Below are 26,673 nucleotides of genomic sequence, written 5' to 3' on the forward strand. Positions count from 1 at the left end.
AATACGAAATTGCATGTTGTCGTGGCGTGGTAGAGTGTGGGCTGCCCGAAGATCGATTAGAGATTTACGCCATGCAACAAATTGATTTTTACATGATAGATGCCTTTAGCAACACGACTTTTGGCGGTAATGCCGCAGCGGTATGTCCGTTAACAGAATGGTTGCCTGATGAGACATTATTGAAAATGGCCCAGCAGCATAACCAGTCAGAAACAGCATTCTTTGTCGCAAATGATACTGGCTTTGAGTTGCGATGGTTTACCTCCCTGGCTGAAATAAATCTGTGTGGGCATGCCACACTGGCAGCTGCGCACGTTATCTTTGAACATCTTGATTACCCAGGTTCGACTATTCATTTTGCTACCCGATTTGTTGGCCCGCTGACGGTGGTACGCAACGATAAATGGCTGACGCTCGATTTTCCTGCATGGGAAACCAAGCCTGTCATGCCACCGGCATTATTGCTGGACACGTTGGGCATCACAGAATGCAAAGAAGTGCGCGTGGCGCGTGATTACCTGGTAGTAATGGAGAATCGGCAGCAGGTCGAAACTGTACGCCCGAATATCAATGGCATGCTTCCCCTGGGAAAAATGGTGTGTATAACGGCTGCAGGTGACGGTGAATACGATTTTGTTAGCCGTTTCTTCTGCCCAGGTGAAGCCGTAGCGGAAGACCCTGTTACAGGTTCGGCGCATAGCATGCTCATTCCTTACTGGGCTGAAAAACTGAATAAAACGCAGATGTTGGCGCATCAGGGATTAGAGCGTGGCGGGGATTTACGCTGCCAGCTAGTGGGCGATCGCGTTTACATCGGCGGACAGGCAACAACCTATTTGATAGGCAAAGTGCTGTTGCGCTAGACCTATTGAATGCTGCTCAAAATATAAGGTCTGCTGTTCTCTATAACTGCCTCCGGCAGCTCAGCCCCATAAGCTGCCACAACTAACTTCATAGTTCATCCATCCTCAGGGCACAGGCCAATGGACTTACTCATGATAAGAATATTTATTCTGATGTTAATAGCAGCAGTTGCCGTCAGTTGTGCATCTCTGACGGGCAATCACCATCAGCCCTGAGGGGCTTATCTGTAGAGTGTTATTGAACCACTGAAACTCGAGGCGTGATATCCGCTATCGAGCAGTACGCCGACTTCTGAAGACGCCATCCGGCGTCTTTTTTATCGCCAAACGGTCAAATCCTCATAAACGGTCATTCGTGGTCATCGCAGGCCGCGAGGAATTGTGACCGTTTGCAAAGCTGTCACTGTCCTGTTGCAAGGCAAATGACGATTTAATGCAGTTCTCGCCACAGCTCCAAACTTTAACATTTCATCTTTTCTCACCTTTTCGTGACAACTATCACGGGGCGAGGGTAGCAAAAAATACACAGAGCCGCCTTTGAGGCATTGCGCATTCCGTGAACGTCCGGCTGCGTATCCTATTTGACATCGGGAAAGAGGAATCACCACATGCTGCCAATAGAGCGACATCGTTATATCACCGAAATTCTCAGCCAGCGCGGACGCATCCTGGTACAGGAAGTGGCGCAGTTATGCCGTATCTCGCTGGAAACGGCGCGGCGGGATTTGGCGCTGCTGGAAAAGCGCGGCGTGCTATTACGCAGCCATGGCGGTGCGGTGTTTATGGAACATTCGACGGCAGAAAAAACGTATGTACCGTCGCAGATTGAACAGGGGGAATCGTTTCGCGATCGCAGTAATCAGTCGCCGGACAGCAAAACTCGCATCGCCAAACGGGCATTGCAGCTCATTAATACCGGTGATTGCCTGCTGCTCGACAGCAGTTCCAGCAGTTGGTTTCTGGCCCGCCAGTTGCCCGACATTCAGTTGGTGGTGCTGACCAACTCGGTGCACATCATTCAGACGTTGGCAGTGAAGGCCAATGTACGCGTCATCGGGCTGGGCGGCGAATACTCGGCGAAATATGAAGATTTCGTTGGCGTGCTGGCCGAGCAAATGCTGAAAGAGTTCGTTATCAACAAACTGTTTTTCTCCTGTCACGGCATCTGTCACGAAGGCGGTATCCGTGAAAGCAACGAACATCACGCACGGCTGAAACAGCAAATGCTGCTTTCCTCCGAGCACAAAATTTTGTTGGCTGACTCCAGCAAATTCGGCCGCCGCTCTTTTGCGCGGATCTGCCACTACCGGGAAATCGACACACTTATAACAGACCATCTGGAAGATGAAGAATTCCGCCAGGAACTGGCCTGGAGCAACGTTAACGTTATTGAAGTTTCGCCATCACCCCTACAGAAAAAAACTAAAAACAGCCGCAACGGCCCGTTAGCTGCGGCACATAACTGACCTCCCAGGAGAGTAAACATGATCACGAAATCCGTTCTTGCCTGCCTGTTCGCGACAGCCATGTTGTCCCTGTCGGCACACGCCGCCGACAAAATCCGCATGGGCGTGGTGGTGAAAGTCGGCGGTAACGCCTGGTTCAACGCGATGGAAGCCGGGATCAAAAGTGAAGCGGCCAAACGTGGGATCGACGCGTGGCAGGTCGGGCCGACCAGCGCGGATCCGGCATTGCAGGTGCGTGCGATTGAAGATCTGATCGCGCAAAAAGTGGATGTGATCGGTGTGGTACCTAACGACGCCCGCGTGCTGGAGCCAGTACTGAAACGTGCCCACGATGCAGGGATAAAAATCATCGTGCATGAATCGCCGGATCAAAAATATGCCGACTGGGATTTCGAAATGGTCGATGCCACCCAGCACGGTATCAATCATATGGTCGCGCTGGCGCAGTGCATGAAAGAGAAGGGCGATTACGCGGTGTACGTCGGCAGTTTGACCGTTCCGCTGCATCAGAAATGGGCCGATGCCGCCATCAATTATCAGAAAGAGCACTACCCGGATATGCATCTGGTCGGCGATAAATTTGGCGTGGGTGAGTCACTCGATGACAGCATCCGCACCACCAACGACCTGATGTCCAAAGACGCTAACCTGAAAGGTATTCTGGCGATCGGTTCTCAGGGGCCGATTGGCGCTGGCCGCGCAGTGCTTAACCGTGGCAAAACTGACGACGTCTGCGTCTTCGGGCCGTTCAGTCCGGGTCAGGGCGCAAGTCTGGTCAAAGCCGGGGCGATCAAAGGGGGTTTTATTTGGAATCCGATGGTGGCTGGAGAAGTCTTCGTGCGCATCGCCGAGAAACTGGAGAAAGGTGAGAAAATTACCGACGGCATGACCATTGAAGGTATGGGCAAAGTGAAAGTGGATGAAGCAACCCGCACTATTCTGGGCAACGAAACCGAAAGTCTGGATAAAGCCAACCTGCCGAAACTGGTCAAAATGGGGCTGTAATCATGGCAATCTCCGAGATCGTTCAAACAGATAACGCGCCGCTGATTGATGTGCAAAACCTGTCGGTGACCTTTGGTGGACAGCGTGCGCTTAACGACATTTCCCTGCGGCTGATGCAGGGCGAAGTTCACTGCCTGGCGGGCACCAACGGCTGCGGGAAAAGTACGTTGATCAAAGTGATCTCGGGGGTTTATCAGCCGGACAACGGTTGCCAGATCACGCTCAGCTCGCCGTCGCAGGGCAGCCAGAGTTTCGGCAAGCTGTCACCGGATCAGGCACGGCAGTTTGGTGTGCAGGTGATTTATCAGGACCTGTCGCTGTTCCCGAACCTCAGCGTGTTCGAGAATATCGCCTTCGACCACAACTTACAGGGGTTGATGGGCTGGTACCGCCCGTCACGTCTGCGGGAAACCGCGCAGCGCATTCTGACTGAACTGAATTACACGCTGGATCTCGACAGCAAAGTCTCGGCGTTGCCGATTGCCCAGCGTCAGCAGGTGGCGATTTGCCGGGCGTTGGTGGCCGATGCGCGCTTAGTGATTATGGATGAGCCGACCGCCTCGCTGACCCGCACCGAAGTGAATCAGCTGCTGCGCACCGTGCACTATCTGAAAAGCAAAGGCATCAGCGTGGTGTTCGTCAGCCATCGCCTCGATGAGGTGCTGGAGATTTCCGACAGCGTGACGGTTATACGCGACGGCAAAAAAGTCGGCACGTTCCCGGCGTCTGAAGTCAGCAGCGAATACCTGACCGAACTGATGACCGGGCTGAAACTCGATTACCGCCTGAAAGCCGCCAACATGAATGACGAACGCATCATGCTGGAAACCGACAAACTCACCCGTGCGGGCCAGTATCACGACGTCAGTTTTAAACTGCACGCCGGAGAAGTGCTGGGGCTCTGCGGATTGCTCGGTAGCGGTCGTACTGAACTGGCGCTCAGCCTGTTTGGCATGACCAAACCGGACAGCGGAAAAATCTACCTCGACAGTAAACCGGTGCGCTTTCGCAGCCACGAAGACGCGATCAAATCCGGCGTCGGTTACGTCTCGGAAGATCGCCTGACGCTTGGTCTGGTTCAGCAACAGTCGGTCGGTGACAACACTGTGCTGGCGATCATGGATCAGTTGCGTAATCGTTTTCACCTGATCGACGAATACCGCAAAAATAAAATTATCCATCAGTGGATCGAAAAACTCGGCGTAAAAGTCGCCAATCCGGACCAGGCGATTTCCACGCTTTCCGGTGGCAATCAGCAAAAGATCGTGCTCGCGAAATGGGTACTAACGCAGCCGAAAATCCTGATCCTCGATTCGCCGACGGTTGGCGTCGATGTCGGTGCGAAAGCCAGTATTTATCAGCTGATCCAACAGATGGCAGAAGAGGGGATTTCCATCCTGCTGATTTCCGACGAAGTGCCGGAAGTCTATTTCAACTGCGATCGCGTGCTGCATTTCAGTGACGGCACGGTGGTCGGCGAATATCTGCCGGGCGCGATCACCCAGCAACAACTTGCGGAGGCGGTCAATGCTTAAGCTCAGCCGGTTACGCCCGTCCAGCAACGAAGGCTATTTAGCCTGGGTATTGCTAGTGGTGATCGTCACCTTTTCCTTACTCACCAACCAGTTTCTGACCTTGCAGAACTTGCTGGATCTGACCGAAAGCTACGCGGTCAGCGGCATCTTCGCCCTCGGCCTGTTTATGGTGCTGGTCACCGGCGGTATCGATATTTCGTTCGCCGCTGTGGCTTCTGTCGTGCAGTACCTCATCGCTACGCTGGCGATCCACTACGGCCTGAGCAGCCCGACCGGCAGCATTTTATTGGCGGTCGCCATCGGCACGGTGCTAGGGATGATCAACGCGATTCTGATCTACTGCCTGCGCATCGTGTCGATCATCGTCACCATCAGTATGCAATCACTGCTGTTTGGCATGCTGATGTGGCTGACCAACGGCACCAGTTTATACGACCTGCCGGACTGGCTGACGACGCCGATTCGCGTGCTGCCGTTCAGCGTCGGCGAGCAGCATTACCAGATTGGTTTGCCAGTGGTGGTCATGCTGGCGGTCGCCGGACTGAGCTGGATCCTGCTCAACAAAACCCATCTCGGACGCCAGCTGTTTGCCGTCGGAGGTGATCAGGAATCCGCGCGACGTATCGGTATCCGCGTCGGGCTGCTGCATCTGTTTGCCTACGGATATCTCGGCGCGATGGCGGCGATTGGCGGGTTGGTGCAGGTGTATCGCGTCGGTGAAGTGGTGCCGAATGCGCTGGTCGGCGGCGAGCTGGATGTACTGGCGGCCGCGGTGCTCGGCGGCGCCAGTCTCAACGGTGGCAAAGGCAGCGTGGTCGGCACACTGATGGGCGTGTTCCTGATTGGCGTGATGAAAAACGGCCTCAACCTGATCGGCGTTTCCAGTTACTTCATGAACATCGTCATCGGTGCGGTGATCGTCGTCGCCATTACCGTCACCCATTATAAGAAACGCAAAGAAACCGAAGTCGGCTTCGCCTGAGGAAAACCGCTATGTTCGAGAAAAGTAAAAATATCAGTTTTAAAGCCAAAACAGATAATCGGCAGCGGTTGAAAATTGACAACACCACGTTCGGATTATCGCTGTTATTGCTGGTGGTGATTACCGGCTTCAGCCTGGCGATGCCGGGGCGTTTCTTCAATGATTCTACCTTTATGAGCGTGGCCTTCCAGTTGCCGGAGTTGGGTTTGCTTACGCTGGCGATGTTTATTCCCATTCTCAGCGGCGGACTGAACTTGTGCATTATCGCTACCGCTAACCTGACCAGTCTGCTGATGGCGTGGGTGTTTCTCACCTGTCTGCCACCTGATGCCGGAATGATGATGCAAGCGGTCTGGCTGACACTGGCGCTGGTCGGCGCAATGATCCTGGCGCTGGTAATTGGCATGCTGACCGGTGCGCTGGTGGCGTATGTCGGCGCGCATCCGATTCTGGTGACTCTGGCAACCATGACCATGGTGAACGGAGTCGGCATTTACCTTTCACGCGGCGCGGCTATCAGCGGTATGCCGGATATCGTGCGCTTTATCGGTGCGGAAACCCTGCTCGGTGTGCCCGTCCCGCTGATTATCTTCTTGCTGACTGCGGTCCTGGTTGCGGTGTTATTAGAGCGCACCCGTCTCGGTAAATACGTCTACATGAGCGGCAGCAACATCAACGCTACTCATTTCAGCGGTGTCAATACGCACCGCGTACTGATCGCCATCTACGTGATTTCCAGCATGCTATGCGTGATTGCCGGGCTGATTATGATGGCGCGCTTCAACTCGGCACGCATGGGTTACGGTGATTCGTATCTGCTGCTGACGGTTCTTGCCATCATTCTCGGCGGTACCGATCCGAACGGTGGTTTCGGTAAAGTGGCAGGCGTGGTGCTCTCACTGATTGTCCTTCAAGTGATTTCCACCGGCCTGAACCTGATGAACGTCAGCCCGCATTTCAGCCTGGCGATGTGGGGTGCGGTATTGATTGTGGTACTGGCGGTGAAATTCTTCCGCAGCCGTTATCTGCAAAAAAGGGCGGGGAGAATGAGCGCCGCCAAAGCGCGTGCGGCTCAATCTTAATTTGAAAATTGCTTCTGACTTAGGAAAACATCATGGAATACAAAATTTCTCCGTCGCTGATGTGCATGAGCCTGATCGACATTAAACAGCAACTCGAAGTGTTGAATCGCCGCGCGGACATGCTGCACATCGACATCATGGACGGCCATTACGTTAAAAATATTACGCTGTCGCCGTTCTTTATCGAGCAGATCCGTCCGTACACACCGCTTGTTCTGGACGTGCATATGATGGTGGAAAATCCGGCGGACTTTATCGAGCCGATTGCCAAAGCCGGTGCTGATTTTATCTGCCCTCACGCCGAAACCATTAACCGCGACGCGTTTCGCATCATTAATCAGATCCGCTCGCTGGGGAAAAAAGTCGGCGTAGTGCTCAACCCTGCGACGCCGGTGGAGTACATCCAGCACTATATTCATCTGCTGGATAAAATTACCGTGATGACCGTGGACCCGGGCTATGCCGGTCAGCCGTTCATTCCTGAAATGCTTGGGAAAATCGCTCAGCTGCGAGACCTCAAACAGCAAAAAGGCTACCGTTATCTGATCGAAATCGACGGCTCCTGCAACCTGCGTACCTATCAGGATCTGATGGGTGCTGGCGCGGAAGTACTGATCGTCGGCAGTTCCGGCCTGTTCACGCTGGACAGCGATCTGGATGTTGCCTGGGACAAAATGCTTGATCAGATGCGTCAGGCGCGTCACGCAGCCTGAGGGCAGGAGAGTCGTATGCCGCACTTTCTTGGAGTCGATGTTGGGGGCACCAATACCCGTTTAATGCTGATGGACAGCCAGCGCAATTTTCGCGGTTATCACAAAACCCCGACACAAAGTTGGGCGGGACAGTCTGATCCGTTACAGGGGCTGAAAAACCTGATCACGGCATATTTGCAGGAGCAAGATCCGCATCATCAGGTGTCGCAGGTGATGCTCGGAATGCCGGGCATACTTTCGCGTGACCGCCAGATCGTATTGTCGCTGCCGTTTATCTCCGCGCTGGATAACCAGCCGGTGGCGGCACTGCTTTCAGCACGTTTGCATCTACCGGTAGCGATGGATAAAGACGTTAACCATCTGATGTGGTGGGATTTAACGCAGCAGAGTGCGCTGCCGGATATCGCCGTCGGGCTTTATCTTGGCACCGGGATGGGCAACAGTTTGTGGATCAACGGCGATTTTTACCACGGCGCGCACGGCGGTGCAGGCGAGATCGGGCACATTCCTCTGGCGGGAAATCCGCTGCTCTGTCCGTGCGGTAAAGCCGGCTGCGTCGAGACGGTGACTTCGGGTAACTGGCTGACCGGCTGGGCGCGGCAACACGCGCCACAGACGCCGTTCGCCGAACTGTTTGTACATCATGCCGGGCACGTCGATTTAATCGAATTTGTAGCACGACTGGCGCGCACCGTGGCCAGCGAAATGAACATTCTTGATCCCGAGTATTTAGTGTTGGGCGGCGGCGTGCTGGCGATGGAGAACTTCCCGCTGGCCGAACTCGAACAGCAGTTACGCAGCCATTTACGCAGTCCGTTTCCGGCTGCCAGCCTGACAATCCATTTCAGCGCCGTCACCGACGAGACCGGGTGTCGTGGCGCGTGTTTAGCCGCACAGCGCATTTTTCCGCCGCAGCCAGCCTTGGCCGGCGGAACATTTTCCTTCAGGAGAGAGGCATGAACAAAGGCAAGGTGTGCGTATTTGGTTCTTTCAACCTCGATATTGTCGCAGGCATGGCTCGTTTCCCCCAACCGGGAGAATCCCTGATTGCCCGCAACAGCATGATGGGTGCGGGCGGCAAAGGAGCGAACCAGGCCGTAGCTGCCCTGCGAGCTGGTGCGCGAGTGCATTACATCGGCAAAGTCGGCCGCGATGATTTCGGCATGTTTGCCCGCCGGCACCTCGAGAGCGCTGGTTTTGATGCCGTCACATTGTTTTCCACCAGTGAATGCCCTACTGGCAATGCGTTGATTTATGTCGCCGGGGCCGAGGCTGAAAACATGATTGCGGTAGATCCCGGCGCGAACCTGACGGTTACCGACGAAGAAGTCGAACAGTGCCGTCCTGCGGTGGCGGCAGCAGATATTCTGCTGACCCAGTTGGAAAATAACCTGCCGGCAATCGAAAAACTGATCGCTATTGCGAAAGATAATGGAACCTACATTATTCTCAATCCTGCACCGTACCAGCCGGTTTCCGATCGTTTACTGAAACAGGTAGATTTGCTTACGCCAAACGCCACCGAATGCACGCTGCTAAGTGGTATTGAAGTCCATGACATTCCCTCCGCCCAGCGTGCTGCTCATGTGCTGCATGCCAAAGGAATTCAGGCGCTGATAATTACCCTCGGCACTCGGGGTTCGCTGCTTTCGGTGAAGGGGGAAACGCAACTGATCGCCGCCTGCCCGGCCGCGCCGGTCGATACCACCGGCGCAGGTGACGCCTTCAACGGTGCACTGGCCTCACAGCTTGCTGCTGGCCTCACCCTTTCAGAGGCCGCGCAGTTTGCCTCCGCCTATGCGTCCATATGCGTCGAACGCGCAGGCGCAGCAGCTTCAATGCCGAACTATGAAGAGGCTAAGGAAAGAATGGGGAGAAGGTAGTTTAACGCCTTCTCGCAGAGGGTTTCAGTCAGCTTTGCCTTATACTTTCTGCTCACAACGAGGGAAGGCTGGAATATTATCGTGGCAAGAAGTTGCTGCTTTTGTTGTTGGTAAAAGGGCATTTTCACTAGCCATGTGAGCCCGGAGCGGTAAGCGACTGGAACTATACCTGACGCTGTTGTGAATGAAGTGCTGGCCAGACTGGAAGCCATTCTGAGCTGATGCGAGGGTACGACTGATAAATGTCCGGCGTAAGTTCCGTATGATTATCTGATGGCGCAGCGCTGATTGGGCCTACAGCTTATGTAATTCACAGTATCAGAATGCCTGAAAGCAAAACGCCCGCTTAAGTTTCCTTAAGCGGGCGTCTTTAATATGGCTCCTCTGACTGGACTCGAACCAGTGACATACGGATTAACAGTCCGCCGTTCTACCGACTGAACTACAGAGGAATCGTGTGAACGGGGCGAATAATAGCGGGGTGGTGCGGCTTTGTCAAAGCACTAAACTGCGAAAAAAGTGCGTTTGCTGTCAGAATGAACATGTTGCGTTGTTTTTCGGCATTTATCCCCCCCTGTCAGCTCTGATTATCACTGTAAAACCCCTGGCGTGATGTTGCACCGGCCTTTGCACATTTACGGTGCGAAGGATCTCGCGGTTGATTTGCATGTGGCCAACATCGCCGAGAAGTTTTTTCGCACAATTGCCGCCAGAGCCCCCCACAGAGCCACCTGACGGCAGTGATTGCCCCGTGTTTTCCCTCTGATATGTAGGATGAATAAACAGAAAATATGTATTGGCCGTCACAATGGCTGGATTTTTGCTTGCTTAAATTCGGGTAATGCGACTGCGCTCTCGCGCAAATTATTTTCCCCGTCTACACATAAAGTGACTGCTCCACGCCTCTGGGCGTTTCGCTAAAACAGTGCTGAGGAATACAACAATGTCATCGAAATTGATTAAAAGTCCGCTCGCTGCTCTGCTTATCGGTTGTTTAGGTTCTGCTTTTTATGCTCAGGCCGATATCGTTATCGGCGTCGCCGGGCCGTTCTCCGGGCCGAATGCGACCTATGGCGATCAGTACTGGCGTGGTGCCTCGCAGGCGGCTGCGGATATCAACGCCGCCGGCGGGATTAAAGGGGAAAAAATTAAGCTGGTGCAGGGGGATGACGCCTGTGAACCCAAACAGGCGGTTTCGGTCGCCAACCGCCTGGTCGATCAGGACAAGGTCGCTGCGGTGGTGGGACACTTCTGCTCATCCTCCACCATGCCGGCCTCCGAGGTGTATGACGAAGCCGGTATTATCGCCATCACCCCTGGCTCTACCAACCCGCAAATCACCGAGCGCGGCATGACCAACATGTTCCGCATGTGCGGCCGTGACGATCAGCAAGGGGTGATCGCCACCAATTACATGCTGAATACCCTGAAGGCCAAGCGTATCGCGGTGATCCACGACAAGGACACCTACGGCCAGGGGCTAGCGGATGCCGCCAGGGCGGAAATGAACAAGCGCGGCGTGAAAGAGGTGCTGTATGAAGGGTTGTCGCGCGGTGAAAAAGACTTTAACGCGCTGGTGACCAAAATTGCCTCGGTCAAACCCGACGTGGTCTATTTCGGCGGCTGCCACCCAGAAGCCGGACCATTGGTGCGCCAGATGCGTGAGCAGGGCGTCACCGCCAAGTTCTTCTCCGGCGACTGTATCGTGACCGAAGAGCTGGTGACCGCTGCCGGCGGGCCGCAGTACACCAACGGCGTGCTGATGACCTTCGGTAACGACCCGCGCCAAATCCCGGAAGGCAAGGCGGTGATCGCCAAATTCCGCGCCAGCGGTTTCGAGCCGGAAGGTTACACCCTCTACTCCTACGCCTCTATTCAGGCGATCGCCGCGGCCTTTAACGCCACCGGCGGCAAAGACAGCGCCAAGGCCAGCGAATGGCTGAAATCTCATGATGTGGATACCGTGATGGGCAAAAAGGCCTGGGATAAGAAAGGTGACCTGAAGGTATCGGATTACGTGGTCTATCAGTGGGACGACAAGGGCAAATATCACCAACTCTAAACAATCCTCGGCGTCTTTCAAGCCGCAGCGTTGTTGGCTGCCTACGTTCGCCCCAGTCACTTAGTGGACCTAAGCTCCTGGGGATTCACGTACTTGCCGCCTGGCTGCAGTTTGAAATCCATTGAGGATTAACCTGCAAGCGGATCCGCATGTGCTGCGGATCCGCGCCGATTCTTCCCTTGGGCCGCGCCTGCTTTCGCTTGCGGTCCCACCAGGCGAGACTGCTCATTATGGACGTTTTCTTTCTGCAACAATTGATCAACGGCCTGACGCTCGGCGCAGTTTATGGCCTGATCGCCATCGGCTACACCATGGTTTACGGCATTATCGGCATGATCAACTTCGCCCACGGCGAGGTGTATATGATCTCCGCCTACCTGTGCGCCATCGGGCTGGCGCTGCTGTCGTTCTTCGGCCTGCAGTCGTTCCCGCTGCTGATCCTCGGTACGCTGGTGCTTACCATCGTGATCACCGGCGTGTATGGCTGGGTGATCGAACGTATCGCCTACAAACCCTTGCGCAACTCTACCCGTTTAGCCCCCTTGATCTCCGCAATCGGCATGTCGCTGATCCTGCAAAACTACGCGCAAATCAGCCAGGGACCACGCCAGCAAGGGATCCCAACCCTGCTGGATGGAGTGTTCCGCCTCAACTTTGACGGCGGGGTGATTCAAATCACCTACACCAAGGTGTTTATCCTGTTCGCGTCGCTGCTGGGCATGGCGATCCTCACTTACATCATTCAACACACCCGGCTGGGGCGCATTTGTCGCGCCACTCAGCAAGACCGCAAAATGGCGTCAATTCTCGGCATCAACACCGATAGGGTCATTTCCCTGGTGTTCGTGATCGGCGCCGCCATGGCCGGCCTGGCGGGGGTGTTGATCACCATGAACTACGGCACCTTCGATTTCTACGTCGGCTTTATCATCGGCATCAAAGCCTTTACCGCCGCGGTATTGGGCGGAATAGGGTCGTTACCCGGCGCGATGCTGGGCGGCCTGCTGCTGGGCGTGGCGGAGGCGCAGTTCGCCGGCATGGTGAACTCGGATTACAAAGACGTGTTCTCCTTCGGTTTGCTGGTGGTGATCCTGATTTTCCGCCCTCAGGGCCTGCTCGGACGGCCAATGGTCGCTAAGGTTTGAGGGGAAAACTTATGTCGCACTCTGAGGTTCACCCAGGGCTGAACGTTAAGCGCAGCCTGCTGGACGCCGTATTGGCCGGGCTGATTGCCCTGATCGTGTTTGGGCCGATCGTCGGCATCGTTCTGAACGGTTACAGCTTTAACTTCGAGCCGCACCGTCTGGTGTGGATTATCGCGGTGGTGATGGCCGGGCGGCTGTTACTGAGCCTGTTTCTGCAAACCACACCGGGCCGTAAATTGCTGACGCGCTTTGACGGCGGTAACGACGGGGTGTATGTCCGGCCGATCGGCGCCAAGACCAGCCTGCGCTGGATTATTCCGTTAATGGCGGTCATCGCGCTGCTGTTTCCGTTTGTCGCCACCAAATACCTGCTGACGGTGGCGATACTGGGGCTGATTTACGTGCTGCTCGGGCTGGGCTTGAACATCGTTGTCGGGCTCGCCGGGCTGCTCGATCTGGGCTACGTGGCGTTCTACGCCATTGGCGCCTATGGGCTGGCGCTTGGCTACCAGTATCTCGGCCTCGGGTTCTGGGCGATGTTGCCATTGGGGGCGCTGATGGCGGCGCTGGCCGGCGCGCTGCTGGGGTTCCCGGTGTTGCGTATGCACGGTGACTATCTGGCGATCGTCACGCTGGGGTTTGGCGAGATCATCCGGCTGGTGCTGAACAACTGGATGTCGCTGACCGGCGGGCCGAATGGCGTCTCGGTCCCGGCGCCGACGATTTTTGGCCTGGAGTTTGGCCGACGCGCGAAGGACGGCGGCGTGCCGATTCATGAATTCCTCGGCATCACTTATAACCCTAACCTGAAATTTATCTTTATCTATGCGGTGCTGTTCCTGGTGGTGCTGCTGGTGCTGTACATCAAGCACCGGTTGACGCGCATGCCGATCGGCCGCGCCTGGGAAGCCCTGCGCGAGGATGAAATCGCCTGTCGTTCGCTCGGCTTAAACCACGTGTTGGTCAAGCTGTCGGCCTTTATGATGGGCGCGTCCACCGCCGGGCTGGCCGGGGTGTTTTTCGCCACTTATCAGGGGTTCGTCAACCCCACCTCGTTTACCTTCTTCGAATCGGCGTTGATCCTGGCGATCGTGGTGCTGGGCGGGATGGGATCGACCATCGGCGTGGTGCTGGCGGCGTTCGTGCTCACGGTGGCACCGGAACTGTTGCGCAGCTTCGCCGAGTACCGCGTGCTGTTGTTTGGCGTGCTGATGGTGGCGATGATGATTTGGCGACCGCGTGGGCTGGTGCGGATCAGCCGAACCAGCTTTGCGCCGCGCAAGGGGGTGGCGCCATGAGCGACGCAATCTTGCAGGTTGAGCATCTGATGATGCATTTTGGCGGCATCAAGGCGCTCAACGACGTGAATCTGGCGGTCGAACGCGGCTCGATCACCGCGTTGATCGGCCCCAACGGCGCCGGCAAAACCACGGTGTTCAACTGCCTGACCGGCTTTTACCGCGCCACCGGCGGCGCCATCCTGCTTAACACCCACAAACGGCCAACCGACGTGATCCAGGTGCTGGGGCAGAAGTTTCGCGCCGGCGACTGGGTAAACCCGAAGCGGTTGGGATCGCGCCTGTACTACAAAATGTTCGGCGGGACCCATCTGGTCAATCGCGCCGGGCTGGCACGCACCTTCCAGAACATCCGTTTGTTCCGCGAAATGTCGGTGGTGGAGAATCTGCTGGTGGCGCAGCACATGCTCAGCAACCGTAATCTGGTCGCCGGGGTGCTCAATACGCCGGGCTATCGCCGGGCGGAAAGCCAGGCGCTGGATCGCGCTTTTTACTGGCTGGAAGTGGTGGAGCTGGTGGACTGCGCCAACCGGCTGGCGGGGGAGATGTCGTACGGCCAGCAGCGGCGGCTGGAGATCGCCCGGGCGATGTGCACCACGCCGGAGATGATCTGCCTTGACGAACCCGCCGCCGGGCTGAACCCGGTGGAGACGGCGACCCTGAGCCGCATTATCCGTTTCCTGCGTCAGCACCACGGCATCACGGTGCTGCTGATCGAGCACGATATGGGCATGGTGATGGAAATTTCCGATCGGGTGATTGTGCTGGACCATGGCGATGTGATCGCCGAAGGCACGCCGAAAGAAATACAGCATAACGACACGGTGATCGCCGCTTACCTTGGCGCGGATGAAGAGGAGCTGGCGGGATGAGCAATGTGATGTTGGAATTTCGCAATGTGGACGTGTTTTACGGCCCGATCCAGGCGTTGCAGCAGGTCTCGTTACAGGTCAATGAAGGGGAAACGGTAGCGCTGATTGGCGCCAACGGCGCGGGCAAGTCCACGCTGCTGATGTCGATCTTCGGCCAACCGCGCATCAGCGGCGGGCAGATCCTGTTTCGCGGAGAGGATATCAGCCAGCGTTCTACCCATTATGTTGCCAGCAGCGGTATCGCCCAGGCGCCGGAGGGGCGACGGATCTTTCCGGACATGAGCGTGGAGGAAAACCTGCTGATGGGCACCATCACTGTCGGCAATCGCTATGTGGATGAAGACCTGCAGCGCATGTTCGAGCTGTTTCCACGCCTGAAGGAGCGGCGCAACCAGCGGGCGATGACCATGTCCGGCGGCGAACAGCAGATGCTGGCGATTGCCCGAGCCTTGATGAGCCGTCCGAAGCTGCTGCTGTTGGATGAGCCGAGCCTGGGGCTGGCACCGATTATCGTCAAACAGATCTTCAGCATTCTGCGCGAATTGACCCGTGGCGGCATGACGCTGTTCCTGGTGGAGCAGAACGCCAACCATGCGCTCAAGCTGTCCGATCGCGGTTATGTGATGGTCAACGGGCAAATCCGGCTGACCGGCAGCGGCGCGGAGCTGTTAAGCAATCAGGAGGTGAGGAAGGCTTATCTGGGCGGCGCTTAAAACTGGCGCTGGATCACACGCACGTTCAGCCGTACCAGAGCGATGATGCCACTGGACAAGATCCGCAGGCCGCGTGGCAAATCGCGGCGGCGGATATCCAGCAACAACACGGTGCGCACCTGGTCGCTGTCGTTCCACACTTCGTGTTCGAAGGTGTCGTCCCACAGCATAAATTCCCCCTCGTTCAGCCGGTACTCCCGCCCGTCGACTTTCAACACCGCAGCGGGTTCACCGTCGGCGCGTTTGGGCATCGACAACACCAGATAGCCGCGCAGAATGCCGCGGAATGGGCCACGGTGCGCGGGCACCTGTTTGCCGGGTGCCAGGAACGACAATGAGGCTGAAAGCACATCCGGGGAAGAGGCGATCAATTGTGCAAGCTGCGGGCAACGGGCGAGGTTGCGCGCTATCGGCTGCCCATAGGCCTGCATGATAAACATCCGCCAGTCGCGAGCGTCGTTGGCGGAGATCGACGCCTGTTCGCTCATGATCTCGTGAAAACGTGGGATATTACGCAGATCTTGCGCTACGGTCAGCGCTTCCTCGCGTATCTGCTGCCAGTGAGCGGTAAAGCGTTGGGCGTCGGGAAACAGCCGGTTGCTGTCGAGGACCGGTGAACTGCTGATGCGGCGATCGTAAATACGGCGAAGAGCAAGCACAGACCAATCGTAGATAGCTGACATAGTGACCTCAATAGCAGTGAGCCGATTTCTCGCCGTCTTAGGGTTGTTTTAGATGTGATTGCCGGACGATCAATTCGCCGGTATACAGCCGTTGTCCGCCGGGTTCGAAGGCCTGCGTCAGGCAGTGAATGCCATCGGCTATCAGCTGCTGCATCGGCTGGCGGTAAGTGGTTAGCTGGTAGCTGGGGGAGGCCGCCAGCTCAATGTCGTCAAAGCCCACCACGGCAATCGGCGCACAGCCCGGCGTGGCGCGTATGGCATCGATAACGCCGACCGCCAGAATGTCGTTCTCGCAAAAAATGGCGTCTATCCGTTGCTCTGCCGGGGTGGCGGCCAGGTAGGTCGAAAAGGCCTCCATCCCGCAAAGACGCTGGTAGTGCGGAGCCTGCAGCACCAGGTTGACCTCACGCTGCTGTTGCGCCAGCGCGGCACGGAAACCGTCCAGGCGGCGCAACTGGGTAGATTCGCTGATTGGTCCCGCCAGATAGCCCATACGCGGGTAATCTTGCTGGAGCAGCAACTCGCCGATATCGAACCCAGCCTGATAACCGTGGGTCGCCAGCACCTGGATATAGGGGCTTTCACTGTAGCGATACAGCACTACCAGCGGAATACGGTGAATGTCCTGCGCCAGGCTGATCAGCCGGTCATTGAGCAGCGTGCCGAGGAACAGCAGCCCGTCCACCTGCATTTGGTCCGCCAGCGTCAGCACCGACTCGTAATCGTGCTCAGAGGTGATATTGAGCAGCAATGCCATATAACCGCGGCTTTGCAACTGCCGGGTCACTTCATCCAGCAGCGTAAAGATATGCGGGTTTTTCAGTTCGTCCGCCACCAGCCCGATGATGCGGGTACTCTTTTTCGACAGGCTGCGCGCCAGCAGGTTAGGGCGATAACCCAATTCACGCGCTGCGGTTTGAACCCGTTGCATGGCCTGCGGTGAGATCGACGCGCCGTCGGTAAAGGCACGCGATACCGTCCATTTAGACACGCCGGCGCGGGCGGCCACATCGCTGGCCGTCGCCTTGCGTGCTGCGGGCGCTTGGGTGGAGCCGGGTTTCTTCGCCATCATCTTTCGCTCGTGATGAAAAAACGGTATGGGTTCAACAGATTAGCACAGCGTGGTCGAATGCGGGAGTTGCCGACGCCGGCGCGAGGATCCTGCGGGCCATCGGCACAACGCAGCGGATCTTTTTAGCGGTATTTTGTGATCCTGATCGGCAGATTTATTATGGCGCATTTGACTTATTTTTAACCCTCTCCAATAGTCCATCGCAAGTGGCATTTGTTGAGCGGTCAAGTTGCTACCTAATTTTGCACCCGGGTGCAGTTAAAATTTGCACCCGGGTGCAATACGGCGAAAACGATGAAATCCAAGGTTTCGGGAGCAACTATGCTAAATGGCGAAAGAAAAACGGCGCGCCCTCTGCGCTGGGCAATGGTCGGCGGCGGGCGGTTGGGGCAGGTGGGCTACAAGCATCGCTGCGGGGCGCTACGGGATAATACCGCTTTTGAGCTGGTGGCCGGCGCGTTTGATATCGTGCCGGATCGCGGCCGCGAGTTTGGCGTGAACCTGGGGGTAGCGGCCGAACGCTGCTATGAAGATTACCGTACGTTGTTCGCTCAAGAGGCGCTGCGTGAGGACGGCATTGAAGTGGTGTCGGTAGCGACGCCGAACGGTACGCATTACGAAATTACCCGTGCGGCGCTGCAGGCCGGGTTGCACGTCATCTGCGAGAAACCGCTGTTTTTCACCAGCCAGGAAGCCTATGAGATTAAAGCGCTGGCGGCGGAAAAAAACCTGATCGTCGGCGTGACTTACGGTTTCTCCGGCCATCCGCTGCTGCTGCAAATGCGCGCGATGATCGCCAACGGCCAGATTGGCGAAGTACGGATGGTGGATCTGCAATATACCCACGGTTTTAATGCCACGGACGAAGTGGATCGCCTCAGCGAAGCGCAGAAATGGCGCATTGACCCCAAGATATCCGGCCCGAGCTTTGTGCTGGGGGATATTTCCACCCACACCTACTACCTCTCCCAATTGGTCATGCCGCAGATGCAGATCCGCGAGCTGCTCTGCGATCGGCAAAGTTTTATTCCCTCACGAGCACCGCTGGAAGACAACGCGCTGGTGATGATGCGCTATGAAAGCGGCGCGGTAGGGCGGATGTGGGCTTCATCGGTGAATGCCGGCGCGATGAGCAGCCAGCGCATTCGCATCGTGGGGTCGAAGGCCAGCCTGGAGTGGAGCGACATCAACCCCAGCGAGCTGCGCTACGAGGTGCAGGGGCAGCCAAACCAGACGCTGTATCGCGGCATGGCATATCTGGACGATACCTGCAACGCCTGGGAACGGCTGGGGGCTTTGCATACCGAAGGCCTGACCGAATCCTGGGCCAACATCTACCTGAAATTTGCTCTGGCTATCGACGCCACCCGCCGCGGCGATCGGCAGGCGCTGGCGCAGCTGGTGTATCCGGATATCGACGCCGGGATCGAGGGCGTACGCTGGATTGAAAACTGCGTGCGTTCCGCCAACCAGGGCGCCCGTTGGGTGGCCTTTGAATAAACCTATTTACCCGGAGCAAGAGCATGAAACTTTCTTTTTGTACCGATAGCCTGGGCCACCTGCCGTTTGAAGCCATGCTGGATCGCCTGGGCGAACTGGGGGTGTTTGGCGTGGAAATGACCACCGGCGGCTGGTCTTCGGCACCGCATCTGGACACCGTGGCGCTGTTACAGGACGCGGGCAAGCGGCGGCGGCTGATGGCAGCGCTGGAAAGCCGCGGCATGAAAATTGCGGCGCTGAACGTTTCCGGTAATCCGCTAGAGCCAGGCGTGCTGGGCGAAAAACACCGCCATGATACCGACAACACGCTGGCTCTGGCCGCCGGCCTGGGGGTGAAAAAAATCGTCATGATGAGCGGATTGCCGCCTGCGGCGCCCGGCGACAGCATCCCTAACTGGATCACCTATACCGTCAGTTGGCCGCCGACGCTGAAAAACTGCCTGGACTACCAGTGGAACGAGGTGGCGATCCCGTATTGGCAGAAGCTGGTGGATAAGGCGCAGGCGTTCGGCATAGAGAAGTTCGCGCTGGAAAATTTCAGCTCGATGCTGGTGTGGAACCCGGACACGCTGTTCAGGCTGCGCGACGCGGTGGGGCCGATGGTGGGCTTGAACCTCGATCCCAGCCATCTGATCTGGATGGGGGCCGATCCGATTGCCGTCGTACGGCGTCTGGGGAACGCGATCCACCACGTGCACGGCAAAGATGTGCGGCTGGAAAGGGGGATAGTGGCGGTCAACGGGCTGCTGGAAACCCGGCCGGTGGAACAGGTTGCACAACGTGCCTGGAACTATGTGGCCGTTGGGTGCGGGCAGGATTTGCAGTGGTGGAAGGAATTCTTCTCGGTGGTACGCATGATGGGTTACAACGACTGGGTCTCGCTGGAGATGGAAGATCTGACCATGTCGGTCGATGCCGGTATTAATACCTCGGTTGAGGCGTTACAACGCTGCATCAGCCAATAACGCCTGTTTATTTCTGCCAAAGGCCTGCAGGTTTGCAGGCCTTTGCGCGGCAAAAGACTGTCGAAAAAAACAGGCCAATAAAAGTGTGATCTATATCGCATTTACCCCGCCAGTTGGTTAAAATATCGCTACTTCCCGCACCTGTCCGGATCTCGTTTAACATGGAACAAACCCAGGTATCTCGCTCAACCGCCTGGTTGCGCGTGGTCATCCTTGCCGTCTCGGCCTTTATCTTCAATACCACCGAATTTATTCCGGTGGGGTTGCTGAGCGACATCGCCAAAAGTTTCTCAATGCAAACCGAGCAAGTGGGTTTGATCATCACTATTTACGCCTGGATTGTCGCCTCCGCCTCTCTGGTGTGTATGCTGCTCACCAGCAAAATTGAACGGCGCAAGCTGCTGATCGGGGTGTTCATACTGTTTATCGCCAGCCATGTGCTGACCGCCGTGGCCTGGAACTTCACCACGCTGGTGATTTCCCGTGCCGGTGTGGCGCTGGCCCACGCGGTATTCTGGTCGATTACCGCCTCGCTGGCGATCCGGGTCGCCCCGGCGGGCAAAAAGGCGCAGGCGCTGAGCCTGCTGGCCGGCGGTACCGCGCTGGCCATGGTGCTCGGCCTGCCGCTGGGTCGCGTGATTGGTCAGATCCTCGGTTGGCGCATGACCTTTATCGGCATCGCGGTTTGCGCCACTCTGGCGCTGGTGCTGCTGTGGCGTCTGCTGCCGGTGCTGAAAAGCGAGCATTCCGGTTCACTGTCCAGCGTGCCGATGCTGTTTAAGCGTCCGGCGCTGGTCAGCCTGTATATGCTGACCATCATCGTGGTGACGGCGAATTTCACCGCCTACAGCTATATCGAACCCTTTATTCAGACCGTGGCCGGGCTGTCGGAAAACTTCACCACCCTGATGCTGTTGCTGTTCGGCGCCGCCGGTATCATTGGCAGCCTGCTGTTTAGCCGCTTCAGCGAACGTTTTCCGTCGGGCTTTTTCATCGGCGCCATCGCGCTGTTGATGCTGAGTCTGCTGCTGCTGTTGCCGGCCTCCGGCAATGAAAATCACCTGACGCTGCTGTTTGCGGTGTGGGGCATGGCCATTATGGCGATTGGCCTGTCGATGCAGGCCAAGGTGTTAAACCTGGCGCCGGACGCCACCGACGTGGCGATGTCGATCTACTCCGGGCTGTACAACTTTGGTATCGGCGGCGGCGCGCTGCTGGGTAACCAGGTCAGCCGGCATCTGGGCATGGGCAACATCGGTTTTGTCGCTGCACCGCTGGCGCTGATCGCCCTCGGCTGGTGTGTGCTGAACTTTTACCGCAGCGAACGCCTGCAACACCACCACATCCGCTAAGCCCCACCGCACGACAGCGGGCCATCAGTTCGCTGTCGTGCATTGCTACTCCGGTTGAATTTTCTCTCAGCAAAACAGATTGCTGCAGTTTTTTATGCTTAAAATTTTTTCATAGTCTGCTAATTAAATATTTAACTCCGACGCCGAGCCGATAGCATAGAAAACTATCGATTATGTTATGGCGAGGTTAATGGTGAGTGAGTCTTTGGTTGCGGGAAGCGTGGGGGCGGCCCAGTCGCCGATCCATGAACGGGATCTGTCGGCAAGAATAGATGCATTGCCCACCTCTGCCGGGCTGTGGCGGTTTATTGCCTTGCTGGCGTTAGGCGGCTTTTTTGAACTCTACGACCTGTTCCAGACCGGATACATCAGCACCGGCTTAATCGCCGAAGGCATCTTCCATACCGGAGCGAAGGGCGTGTTCGGTGTCTCCGACCAGGCGGCATTCGCCTCCGCCACCTTCCTTGGCCTGTTTATCGGCGCCAGCCTGCTCAGCCCCTATGCCGACCGCTTTGGCCGCCGCACCACCTTTATGTTTGCCCTGGCCTGGTATGGCATCTTTTCGCTGTGTCTGGCTTTTCAGCATCAGGCCGAATGGGTGATCTTCCTGCGCTTTTTGGTCGGTGTCGGCTTGGGTATTGAGCTGGTGACGATCGATACTTACCTGACCGAATGGGTGCCCGCACATCTGCGCACCCGGGCGTTTGCCTTTTCCTTCTTCATTCAGTTTCTCTCGGTGCCGACGGTGGCGTTAATGTCGTGGTGGCTGGTGCCGCAAACCATCCTGGGCCTGAGCGGCTGGCGTTACGTGGTGATCGCCGGTGCGGTGGCTTCGCTGGTGATCTGGCTGGTGCGTAAAGGCCTGCCGGAATCGCCGCGCTGGCTGGCACAGCAGCGGCGCTACCCGGAGGTCCGGCAGGTGATGCAGGCGATGGAACGACGCTGCGGCGTCACCCATACGGCGGATTTCCCCGCGCATGACGCGCAAGCACACAGCGAAATGCCAGCGCAGGGGAGCTTTAAGGATATTTGGTCGCCGCGTTACTGCAGTCGTACCCTGATGCTGGTGGTGATGAATTTCTTCCAGGCCATCGGATTCTTTGGCTTTGGCAACTGGCTGCCCGCTTTGCTGGCCGGAAAGGGAGCCTCCATCACCCACAGCTTGCTGTATGCCTTCTTTATTACTCTGGCTTACCCGTTGGGATCGCTGCTGTGCAGCCGCTATGCCGACAAGATGGAAAACAAGTGGCAGATTGTACTTTCCTGCCTGGTGACGGTGATCTTCGGCTCGCTGTTTGCCCTGCAAAACAACCCCGTCTGGCTGATCCTTTGCGGTTTCTTCATCACCTGGTCCAATGCCTGGCTGACCTACAGCTACCATTCTTATCAATCGGAAGTGTTCCCGACCTACATACGCGCCCGCGCTGTCGGCTTTTGCTATTCGTTCAGCCGATTGTCGACGGTATTCAGCAGCCTGATCATCGGTATCATTCTGCAATACGGCGGCTCGGTGGGGGTTATCGCGTTTATCGTGGCCAGCATGCTGATGGTGATGGTGGTGATCGGCGTGTTTGGCCCGAAAACGCGCGGTATCGATCTGGAAAATATTTGAGTACTACTCGCGCGAGATCCTGTGAAATAAAAAGCCCGCTTAAGCTGACCTAAGCGGGCTTTCAGGCTACTGACAAAGCCTTCACTGGTGTTTGGCGTAGGGGCGCTGCATGCTGCGCCCGTTACGTCTCTTAGGCGAGATCAAAACGATCGAGGTTCATCACCTTAGTCCAGGCGGCGACAAAGTCGCGTACGAAGCTGCCCTGGGCGTCTGCGCTGCCGTAAACTTCCGACAACGCCCGCAGCTGAGAGTGCGAACCGAAGATCAGATCGGCACGCGTCGCCGTCCATTTGAGCGCACCCGTTTGGCTGTCGCGCCCTTCAAACACGCCGTCTTCGTTGGCCGCCTTCCAGGTGGTGCCCATATCCAGCAAATTGACGAAGAAGTCGTTGGTCAGCGCCTGTGGGCGTTGGGTCAACACGCCGTGCTGGCTTTGACCGACGTTGGCGTTCAGCACCCGTAACCCGCCCACCAATACCGTCATTTCCGGTGCGGTCAGCGTCAACAGCTGCGCTTTATCGACCAACAGCGCCTCGGCCGGCACGCTGAATTGCTGCTTCAGGTAGTTGCGGAAGCCATCGGCCACCGGTTCCATCGCTTCGAAGGATTCGACGTCGGTCTGCTCCTGCGTTGCGTCCATGCGGCCCGGCGTGAAGGGAACGCTCACCGGGTGCCCGGCGCTGATCGCCGCCTTTTCGATGCCGGCCGCACCGGCCAGCACGATCACATCCGCCAGCGAGACGCGTTTATTACCTGACTGCGCCTGGTTAAAGGCCTGCTGAATACCTTCCAACGTGGCCAGGGTTTGTGCCAACTGAGCAGGCTCGTTCACCGCCCAATCCTTTTGTGGCGCTAGACGAATACGCGCCCCGTTGGCGCCGCCGCGTTTGTCGGAACCGCGGAAGCTGGAGGCGGATGCCCAGGCGGTGGAAACCAGCACTGATACCGGCAGGCCCGAGGCCAGGATCCGGGTTTTAAGATCGGCAATATCCTGATCGTTGATCAACTGATGATCGACCGCCGGGATCGGATCCTGCCAAATCAGCTCTTCGGCCGGCACTTCCGGGCCGAGATAGCGAGCGCGCGGCCCCATATCGCGGTGGGTCAGTTTGTACCAGGCGCGAGCGAAGGCGTCGGCAAGCTGATCGGGATGTTCATAGAAACGGCGTGAGATCTTTTCATAGGCCGGATCAAAACGCAGCGACAGGTCAGTCGTCAGCATGGTCGGGCGCTGCTTTTTGTTGGGATCAAAGGCATCGGGAATGGTTTCGCCGACGTCTTTGGCCACCCACTGGTGTGCACCGGCCGGGCTTTGCGTCAGCTCCCACTCGTATTCGAACAGGTGCCGGAAGAAGTCGTGGTTCCACTGGGTTGGGGTGGTGGTCCAGGTGACTTCCAAACCGCTGGTGATGGCGTCTTTACCCTTGCCGGTACCGAAGCTGCTATGCCAGCCGAGGCCCTGCAGCTCAAGGCCTGCGCTTTCAGGATCGTCACCGACGTGCGACGCCGGGCCCGCGCCGTGGGTCTTGCCGAAGGTGTGGCCGCCGGCAATCAGCGCCACGGTTTCTTCGTCGTTCATCGCCATGCGGGCGAAGGTTTCGCGGATGTCGCGCGCCGCAGCGACCGGATCGGGGTTGCCGTCCGGGCCTTCCGGGTTGACGTAGATCAGGCCCATTTGCACTGCGGCCAATGGGTCCTCAAGGTCGCGATCGCCCGAGTAGCGGCTGTTCTGACCGCCGCTCAGTTCCAGCCAGATCTTTTCCGAGCCCCAGTAAACATCATCCGGTTCCCAGGTGTCGGCGCGGCCGCCCGCGTAGCCAAAGGTTTTAAAGCCCATGGATTCAAGCGCCACGTTGCCGGTCAGGATAATCAGGTCGGCCCAGGAAATTTTACGGCCATATTTTTGCTTAATCGGCCACAGCAGGCGGCGGGCCTTATCGAGGCTGACGTTGTCGGGCCAACTGTTGAGCGGCGCAAAACGCTGCTGACCTTCACCCGCACCGCCGCGACCGTCGCCGATGCGGTAGGTCCCGGCGCTGTGCCAGGCCATGCGGATGAACAGGCCGCCATAGTGGCCAAAGTCTGCCGGCCACCACTCCTGCGAGTCGGTCATCAGGGCGTGCAGGTCTTGTTTCACCGCCGCCAGATCAAGGCTGTTGAAGGCTTTGGCGTAGTCGAAATCCGGGTCCATCGGGTTGGAGAGAGGGGAGTGTTGGTGCAGCGGCTTCAGGCTAAGTTGGTTGGGCCACCAGTCTTGATTCGAAGGGCCGCGGCGCGGTGCATTCAGTTTACCGCCGCCCGAAAAGGGGCATTTGCTTTCAGTTGTCATGTTGCGCTCTCTGCTTCGTAGGTTGCTCGCCAGGCCCGAAATGTCTGATGCCTGAGGGAGCCGTTAGCTTGCTATCGCGGGCGAAAGCCCACATCGGGTGTTGCGCTAAGGATTTATCTAATCAACTGATTTACAAAAATAAAAAATGAGCTCTCATCGTCAGGCTCGCAGCGGGGAGCCTATCGACACTCAGCATTAAGCGTAGTCAGTAGATGCAGATAGATAAAATAGGAATAGTTGAATGTTGTGATAGTTTTTGGCTATTGAATTTTATTTTATTGATAGGGTTATTAGGAGGAAGGGAAAGAGGGCAGCGTTGCGTTCATTGCGTTAATAAAGGGGAGCTCTTGATTAATGCTTCTTTGGTGGGTTTTTGTAAAATGATTTATATGAGGGAAAATAACTTATCCAATAATAAGCTAATTAATTGTTGGTGTGCTGATAGAGGAATTTCTAACCAAACTATGGCGATGAGGTAGTGGTTGGTAAGATGATAGGTCTGTTTTGTGCCAGGAGCGGATGTTGCATGTCCCCTAGAACGCGATTAAACAAATTGCGGTGCGGCTTATTCCTGCCTCTCATGAAAAAGGGCACTAACTGAAAGATGCCAGTCCATCTTCTCATGTATATCTACATCCACACATAGTCATTATGAAAGGATGGATGGAGATGCTGAGAGGTAAAAGAGCTGTGATTACTGGTGGAGGCGCGGGATTTGGGCAAGCGCTGTGCGTGTGGTTGACGCGAGAAGGCGTCGAGGTGCATTTTTCCGCGAGGCGTGCTGATGATATTCAAAAAACTTGCAGTATCATCACGGCTGAAGGTGGGAGTGCAAAAGGGTATATCTGTGATTTAACCCAGCCTGAATCCATTTCTCAGTTTTCTTCACAGCTGTTATTTTCCGACAAGCCCATAGACATTTTAATTCTCAATGCCGCTCAGTGGCTGTCAGGCACGTTAGACGATCAACCCGATACAGAAATCATCAATACCGTCAGTTCAGGCCTGACAGGTTCAATTCTACTGACTCAGGCTTTGCTATCCGGATTAAGACGTTCTGAAAGCGCGGATATCGTCTCAATTATATCTTCATGTGGGATCCCGCATTTTACAGATTCAATTGCGCACCCCGCTTTTTTTGCTAGCAAACACGGGCTTAGCGGTTTTACAACTAAACTTTCTAACCAGTTGTCCGAAGAGAATATACGTGTGACCGGGCTGTATCCCCCGGATTTTGAACTAACCGGATTAGATACATTTGTCGATAGCCAGCCCAGAATGGGGGAACGTCTAATGAATGGGCGCTCGATCTGGGAAACAATTCGTTTTGTGCTGGCTCAACCGCGTAGTTGCCATATCAGTAGCATCTACTTTGAAGGTCCAACTCGCGAAAAACTGAATGTTTGAGGCTGAGTTTGGCGATGTTGAACAGAGCACTCAACGTCCACTCCTCGCTCAAAGCAAAAAGCAAAAAGCAAAAAGCAAAAAGCAAAAAGCAAAAAGCAAAAAGCAAAAAGCAAAAAGCAAAAAGCAAAAAGCAA

22 protein-coding genes, 1 tRNA gene and 1 pseudogene are annotated in these 26,673 nt (G+C 56.4%); 20 read left to right on the forward strand and 4 right to left on the reverse strand.

Annotated features, from left to right (window positions below; genetic code table 11):
* Window positions 1–71 precede the first annotated feature (71 nt).
* The 10 genes and pseudogenes from AC1RKC_RS16095 to AC1RKC_RS16140 all read left to right on the forward strand — a co-directional run.
* Entirely contained in the window at window positions 72–863 is a 792-nt protein-coding gene (locus AC1RKC_RS16095; protein WP_020827733.1) for a PhzF family phenazine biosynthesis protein, read from the forward strand.
* A 608-nt stretch (window positions 864–1,471) separates the two neighbouring features.
* On the forward strand, window positions 1,472–2,329 hold the full coding sequence (locus AC1RKC_RS16100; protein ID WP_129983392.1) for a DeoR/GlpR family DNA-binding transcription regulator: 858 nt from the start codon (window positions 1,472–1,474) through the stop codon (window positions 2,327–2,329).
* Window positions 2,330–2,347: 18 nt separating this feature from the next.
* On the forward strand, window positions 2,348–3,334 hold the full coding sequence (locus AC1RKC_RS16105; protein WP_493092303.1) for a substrate-binding domain-containing protein: 987 nt from the start codon (window positions 2,348–2,350) through the stop codon (window positions 3,332–3,334).
* A 2-nt stretch (window positions 3,335–3,336) separates the two neighbouring features.
* Complete coding sequence (locus AC1RKC_RS16110; RefSeq protein ID WP_046373104.1) at window positions 3,337–4,869, forward strand: sugar ABC transporter ATP-binding protein; 1,533 nt, start codon at window positions 3,337–3,339, stop codon at window positions 4,867–4,869.
* A complete protein-coding gene (locus AC1RKC_RS16115; protein WP_046373105.1) occupies window positions 4,862–5,851 on the forward strand; it encodes an ABC transporter permease in 990 nt (329 codons plus the stop codon). The genes AC1RKC_RS16110 and AC1RKC_RS16115 overlap by 8 nt, the downstream gene beginning before the upstream one ends.
* An 11-nt stretch (window positions 5,852–5,862) precedes the next feature.
* The gene (locus AC1RKC_RS16120) at window positions 5,863–6,933 is read left to right on the forward strand and encodes an ABC transporter permease (RefSeq protein WP_256813489.1); all 1,071 of its coding nucleotides are present in this window, start codon (window positions 5,863–5,865) and stop codon (window positions 6,931–6,933) included.
* 32 nt (window positions 6,934–6,965) lie between these two features.
* The gene (gene alsE / locus AC1RKC_RS16125) at window positions 6,966–7,646 is read left to right on the forward strand and encodes a D-allulose 6-phosphate 3-epimerase (protein WP_046373107.1); all 681 of its coding nucleotides are present in this window, start codon (window positions 6,966–6,968) and stop codon (window positions 7,644–7,646) included.
* A 15-nt stretch (window positions 7,647–7,661) separates the two neighbouring features.
* Window positions 7,662–8,606 carry an allose kinase gene (gene alsK, locus AC1RKC_RS16130; protein WP_046373108.1) on the forward strand — a complete coding sequence of 315 codons (945 nt, stop codon included), beginning with the start codon at window positions 7,662–7,664 and terminating at the stop codon, window positions 8,604–8,606.
* Window positions 8,603–9,529 carry a ribokinase gene (gene rbsK / locus AC1RKC_RS16135; protein WP_046373109.1) on the forward strand — a complete coding sequence of 309 codons (927 nt, stop codon included), beginning with the start codon at window positions 8,603–8,605 and terminating at the stop codon, window positions 9,527–9,529. The genes alsK and rbsK overlap by 4 nt, the downstream gene beginning before the upstream one ends.
* Before the next feature lie 139 nt (window positions 9,530–9,668).
* Window positions 9,669–9,751: pseudogene (locus tag AC1RKC_RS16140) on the forward strand (type II toxin-antitoxin system PemK/MazF family toxin); the annotation flags it as partial.
* Between the two features lie 154 nt (window positions 9,752–9,905).
* Here the strand turns inward: AC1RKC_RS16140 and AC1RKC_RS16145 are convergent.
* Window positions 9,906–9,981, reverse strand: a tRNA-Asn gene (locus AC1RKC_RS16145).
* A 491-nt stretch (window positions 9,982–10,472) separates the two neighbouring features.
* Between AC1RKC_RS16145 and AC1RKC_RS16150 the strand changes: the two genes are divergently transcribed.
* From AC1RKC_RS16150 to AC1RKC_RS16170, 5 genes are all read left to right on the forward strand, one after another.
* Window positions 10,473–11,591, forward strand: a complete 1,119-nt coding sequence (locus tag AC1RKC_RS16150) for a branched-chain amino acid ABC transporter substrate-binding protein (RefSeq protein WP_020827729.1) — start codon at window positions 10,473–10,475, stop codon at window positions 11,589–11,591.
* 230 nt (window positions 11,592–11,821) lie between these two features.
* Window positions 11,822–12,736, forward strand: a complete 915-nt coding sequence (locus tag AC1RKC_RS16155; RefSeq protein ID WP_493092304.1) for an ABC transporter permease subunit — start codon at window positions 11,822–11,824, stop codon at window positions 12,734–12,736.
* Between the two features lie 11 nt (window positions 12,737–12,747).
* Window positions 12,748–14,034 carry a high-affinity branched-chain amino acid ABC transporter permease LivM gene (gene livM, locus AC1RKC_RS16160; protein ID WP_115058463.1) on the forward strand — a complete coding sequence of 429 codons (1,287 nt, stop codon included), beginning with the start codon at window positions 12,748–12,750 and terminating at the stop codon, window positions 14,032–14,034.
* Window positions 14,031–14,906, forward strand: a complete 876-nt coding sequence (locus tag AC1RKC_RS16165; protein WP_044552471.1) for an ABC transporter ATP-binding protein — start codon at window positions 14,031–14,033, stop codon at window positions 14,904–14,906. Before livM ends, AC1RKC_RS16165 begins: the two co-directional genes overlap by 4 nt.
* Window positions 14,903–15,619, forward strand: a complete 717-nt coding sequence (locus AC1RKC_RS16170; RefSeq protein WP_020827725.1) for an ABC transporter ATP-binding protein — start codon at window positions 14,903–14,905, stop codon at window positions 15,617–15,619. Before AC1RKC_RS16165 ends, AC1RKC_RS16170 begins: the two co-directional genes overlap by 4 nt.
* Here AC1RKC_RS16170 and AC1RKC_RS16175 read toward each other — a convergent pair.
* Entirely contained in the window at window positions 15,616–16,302 is a 687-nt protein-coding gene (locus AC1RKC_RS16175; RefSeq protein ID WP_020827724.1) for an aspartyl/asparaginyl beta-hydroxylase domain-containing protein, read from the reverse strand. The two genes, AC1RKC_RS16170 and AC1RKC_RS16175, sit on opposite strands and share 4 nt — an antisense overlap.
* A 37-nt stretch (window positions 16,303–16,339) precedes the next feature.
* Complete coding sequence (locus AC1RKC_RS16180) at window positions 16,340–17,374, reverse strand: LacI family DNA-binding transcriptional regulator (protein ID WP_115058465.1); 1,035 nt, start codon at window positions 17,372–17,374, stop codon at window positions 16,340–16,342.
* Between the two features lie 321 nt (window positions 17,375–17,695).
* Between AC1RKC_RS16180 and AC1RKC_RS16185 the strand changes: the two genes are divergently transcribed.
* From AC1RKC_RS16185 to AC1RKC_RS16200, 4 genes are all read left to right on the forward strand, one after another.
* Entirely contained in the window at window positions 17,696–18,874 is a 1,179-nt protein-coding gene (locus AC1RKC_RS16185; RefSeq protein WP_048758603.1) for a Gfo/Idh/MocA family protein, read from the forward strand.
* A 23-nt stretch (window positions 18,875–18,897) separates the two neighbouring features.
* Window positions 18,898–19,839 carry a sugar phosphate isomerase/epimerase family protein gene (locus AC1RKC_RS16190; RefSeq protein WP_261439337.1) on the forward strand — a complete coding sequence of 314 codons (942 nt, stop codon included), beginning with the start codon at window positions 18,898–18,900 and terminating at the stop codon, window positions 19,837–19,839.
* A gap of 161 nt (window positions 19,840–20,000) precedes the next feature.
* Window positions 20,001–21,191, forward strand: coding sequence for a sugar transporter (locus tag AC1RKC_RS16195; protein ID WP_044552462.1), 1,191 nt, complete (start codon window positions 20,001–20,003; stop codon window positions 21,189–21,191).
* 190 nt (window positions 21,192–21,381) lie between these two features.
* The gene (locus tag AC1RKC_RS16200) at window positions 21,382–22,803 is read left to right on the forward strand and encodes an MFS transporter (RefSeq protein ID WP_260627945.1); all 1,422 of its coding nucleotides are present in this window, start codon (window positions 21,382–21,384) and stop codon (window positions 22,801–22,803) included.
* 130 nt (window positions 22,804–22,933) lie between these two features.
* On the opposite strand, the gene katG is transcribed toward AC1RKC_RS16200, so the two are convergent.
* Window positions 22,934–25,132, reverse strand: a complete 2,199-nt coding sequence (gene katG / locus AC1RKC_RS16205) for a catalase/peroxidase HPI (protein ID WP_142814848.1) — start codon at window positions 25,130–25,132, stop codon at window positions 22,934–22,936.
* 669 nt (window positions 25,133–25,801) lie between these two features.
* Here katG and AC1RKC_RS16210 point away from each other — a divergent pair.
* Window positions 25,802–26,539, forward strand: coding sequence for an SDR family oxidoreductase (locus tag AC1RKC_RS16210; RefSeq protein WP_115058470.1), 738 nt, complete (start codon window positions 25,802–25,804; stop codon window positions 26,537–26,539).
* Window positions 26,540–26,673: the final 134 nt, after the last annotated feature.

The sequence above is a fragment of the Serratia sp. GW822-FHT06E05 genome (assembly GCF_058799445.1).

Bases quoted from the DNA above. Each gene is read 5' to 3' on its own strand.
- AC1RKC_RS16095 (WP_020827733.1), top strand. From the start codon at position 72: ATGCAACAAATTGATTTTTACATGATAGATGCCTTTAGCAACACGACT.
- AC1RKC_RS16100 (WP_129983392.1), top strand. From the start codon at position 1,472: ATGCTGCCAATAGAGCGACATCGTTATATCACCGAAATTCTCAGCCAG.
- AC1RKC_RS16105 (WP_493092303.1), top strand. From the start codon at position 2,348: ATGATCACGAAATCCGTTCTTGCCTGCCTGTTCGCGACAGCCATGTTG.
- AC1RKC_RS16110 (WP_046373104.1), top strand. From the start codon at position 3,337: ATGGCAATCTCCGAGATCGTTCAAACAGATAACGCGCCGCTGATTGAT.
- AC1RKC_RS16115 (WP_046373105.1), top strand. From the start codon at position 4,862: ATGCTTAAGCTCAGCCGGTTACGCCCGTCCAGCAACGAAGGCTATTTA.
- AC1RKC_RS16120 (WP_256813489.1), top strand. From the start codon at position 5,863: ATGTTCGAGAAAAGTAAAAATATCAGTTTTAAAGCCAAAACAGATAAT.
- alsE (WP_046373107.1), top strand. From the start codon at position 6,966: ATGGAATACAAAATTTCTCCGTCGCTGATGTGCATGAGCCTGATCGAC.
- alsK (WP_046373108.1), top strand. From the start codon at position 7,662: ATGCCGCACTTTCTTGGAGTCGATGTTGGGGGCACCAATACCCGTTTA.
- rbsK (WP_046373109.1), top strand. From the start codon at position 8,603: ATGAACAAAGGCAAGGTGTGCGTATTTGGTTCTTTCAACCTCGATATT.
- AC1RKC_RS16150 (WP_020827729.1), top strand. From the start codon at position 10,473: ATGTCATCGAAATTGATTAAAAGTCCGCTCGCTGCTCTGCTTATCGGT.
- AC1RKC_RS16155 (WP_493092304.1), top strand. From the start codon at position 11,822: ATGGACGTTTTCTTTCTGCAACAATTGATCAACGGCCTGACGCTCGGC.
- livM (WP_115058463.1), top strand. From the start codon at position 12,748: ATGTCGCACTCTGAGGTTCACCCAGGGCTGAACGTTAAGCGCAGCCTG.
- AC1RKC_RS16165 (WP_044552471.1), top strand. From the start codon at position 14,031: ATGAGCGACGCAATCTTGCAGGTTGAGCATCTGATGATGCATTTTGGC.
- AC1RKC_RS16170 (WP_020827725.1), top strand. From the start codon at position 14,903: ATGAGCAATGTGATGTTGGAATTTCGCAATGTGGACGTGTTTTACGGC.
- AC1RKC_RS16175 (WP_020827724.1), bottom strand. From the start codon at position 16,302: ATGTCAGCTATCTACGATTGGTCTGTGCTTGCTCTTCGCCGTATTTAC.
- AC1RKC_RS16180 (WP_115058465.1), bottom strand. From the start codon at position 17,374: ATGATGGCGAAGAAACCCGGCTCCACCCAAGCGCCCGCAGCACGCAAG.
- AC1RKC_RS16185 (WP_048758603.1), top strand. From the start codon at position 17,696: ATGCTAAATGGCGAAAGAAAAACGGCGCGCCCTCTGCGCTGGGCAATG.
- AC1RKC_RS16190 (WP_261439337.1), top strand. From the start codon at position 18,898: ATGAAACTTTCTTTTTGTACCGATAGCCTGGGCCACCTGCCGTTTGAA.
- AC1RKC_RS16195 (WP_044552462.1), top strand. From the start codon at position 20,001: ATGGAACAAACCCAGGTATCTCGCTCAACCGCCTGGTTGCGCGTGGTC.
- AC1RKC_RS16200 (WP_260627945.1), top strand. From the start codon at position 21,382: ATGGTGAGTGAGTCTTTGGTTGCGGGAAGCGTGGGGGCGGCCCAGTCG.
- katG (WP_142814848.1), bottom strand. From the start codon at position 25,132: ATGACAACTGAAAGCAAATGCCCCTTTTCGGGCGGCGGTAAACTGAAT.
- AC1RKC_RS16210 (WP_115058470.1), top strand. From the start codon at position 25,802: ATGCTGAGAGGTAAAAGAGCTGTGATTACTGGTGGAGGCGCGGGATTT.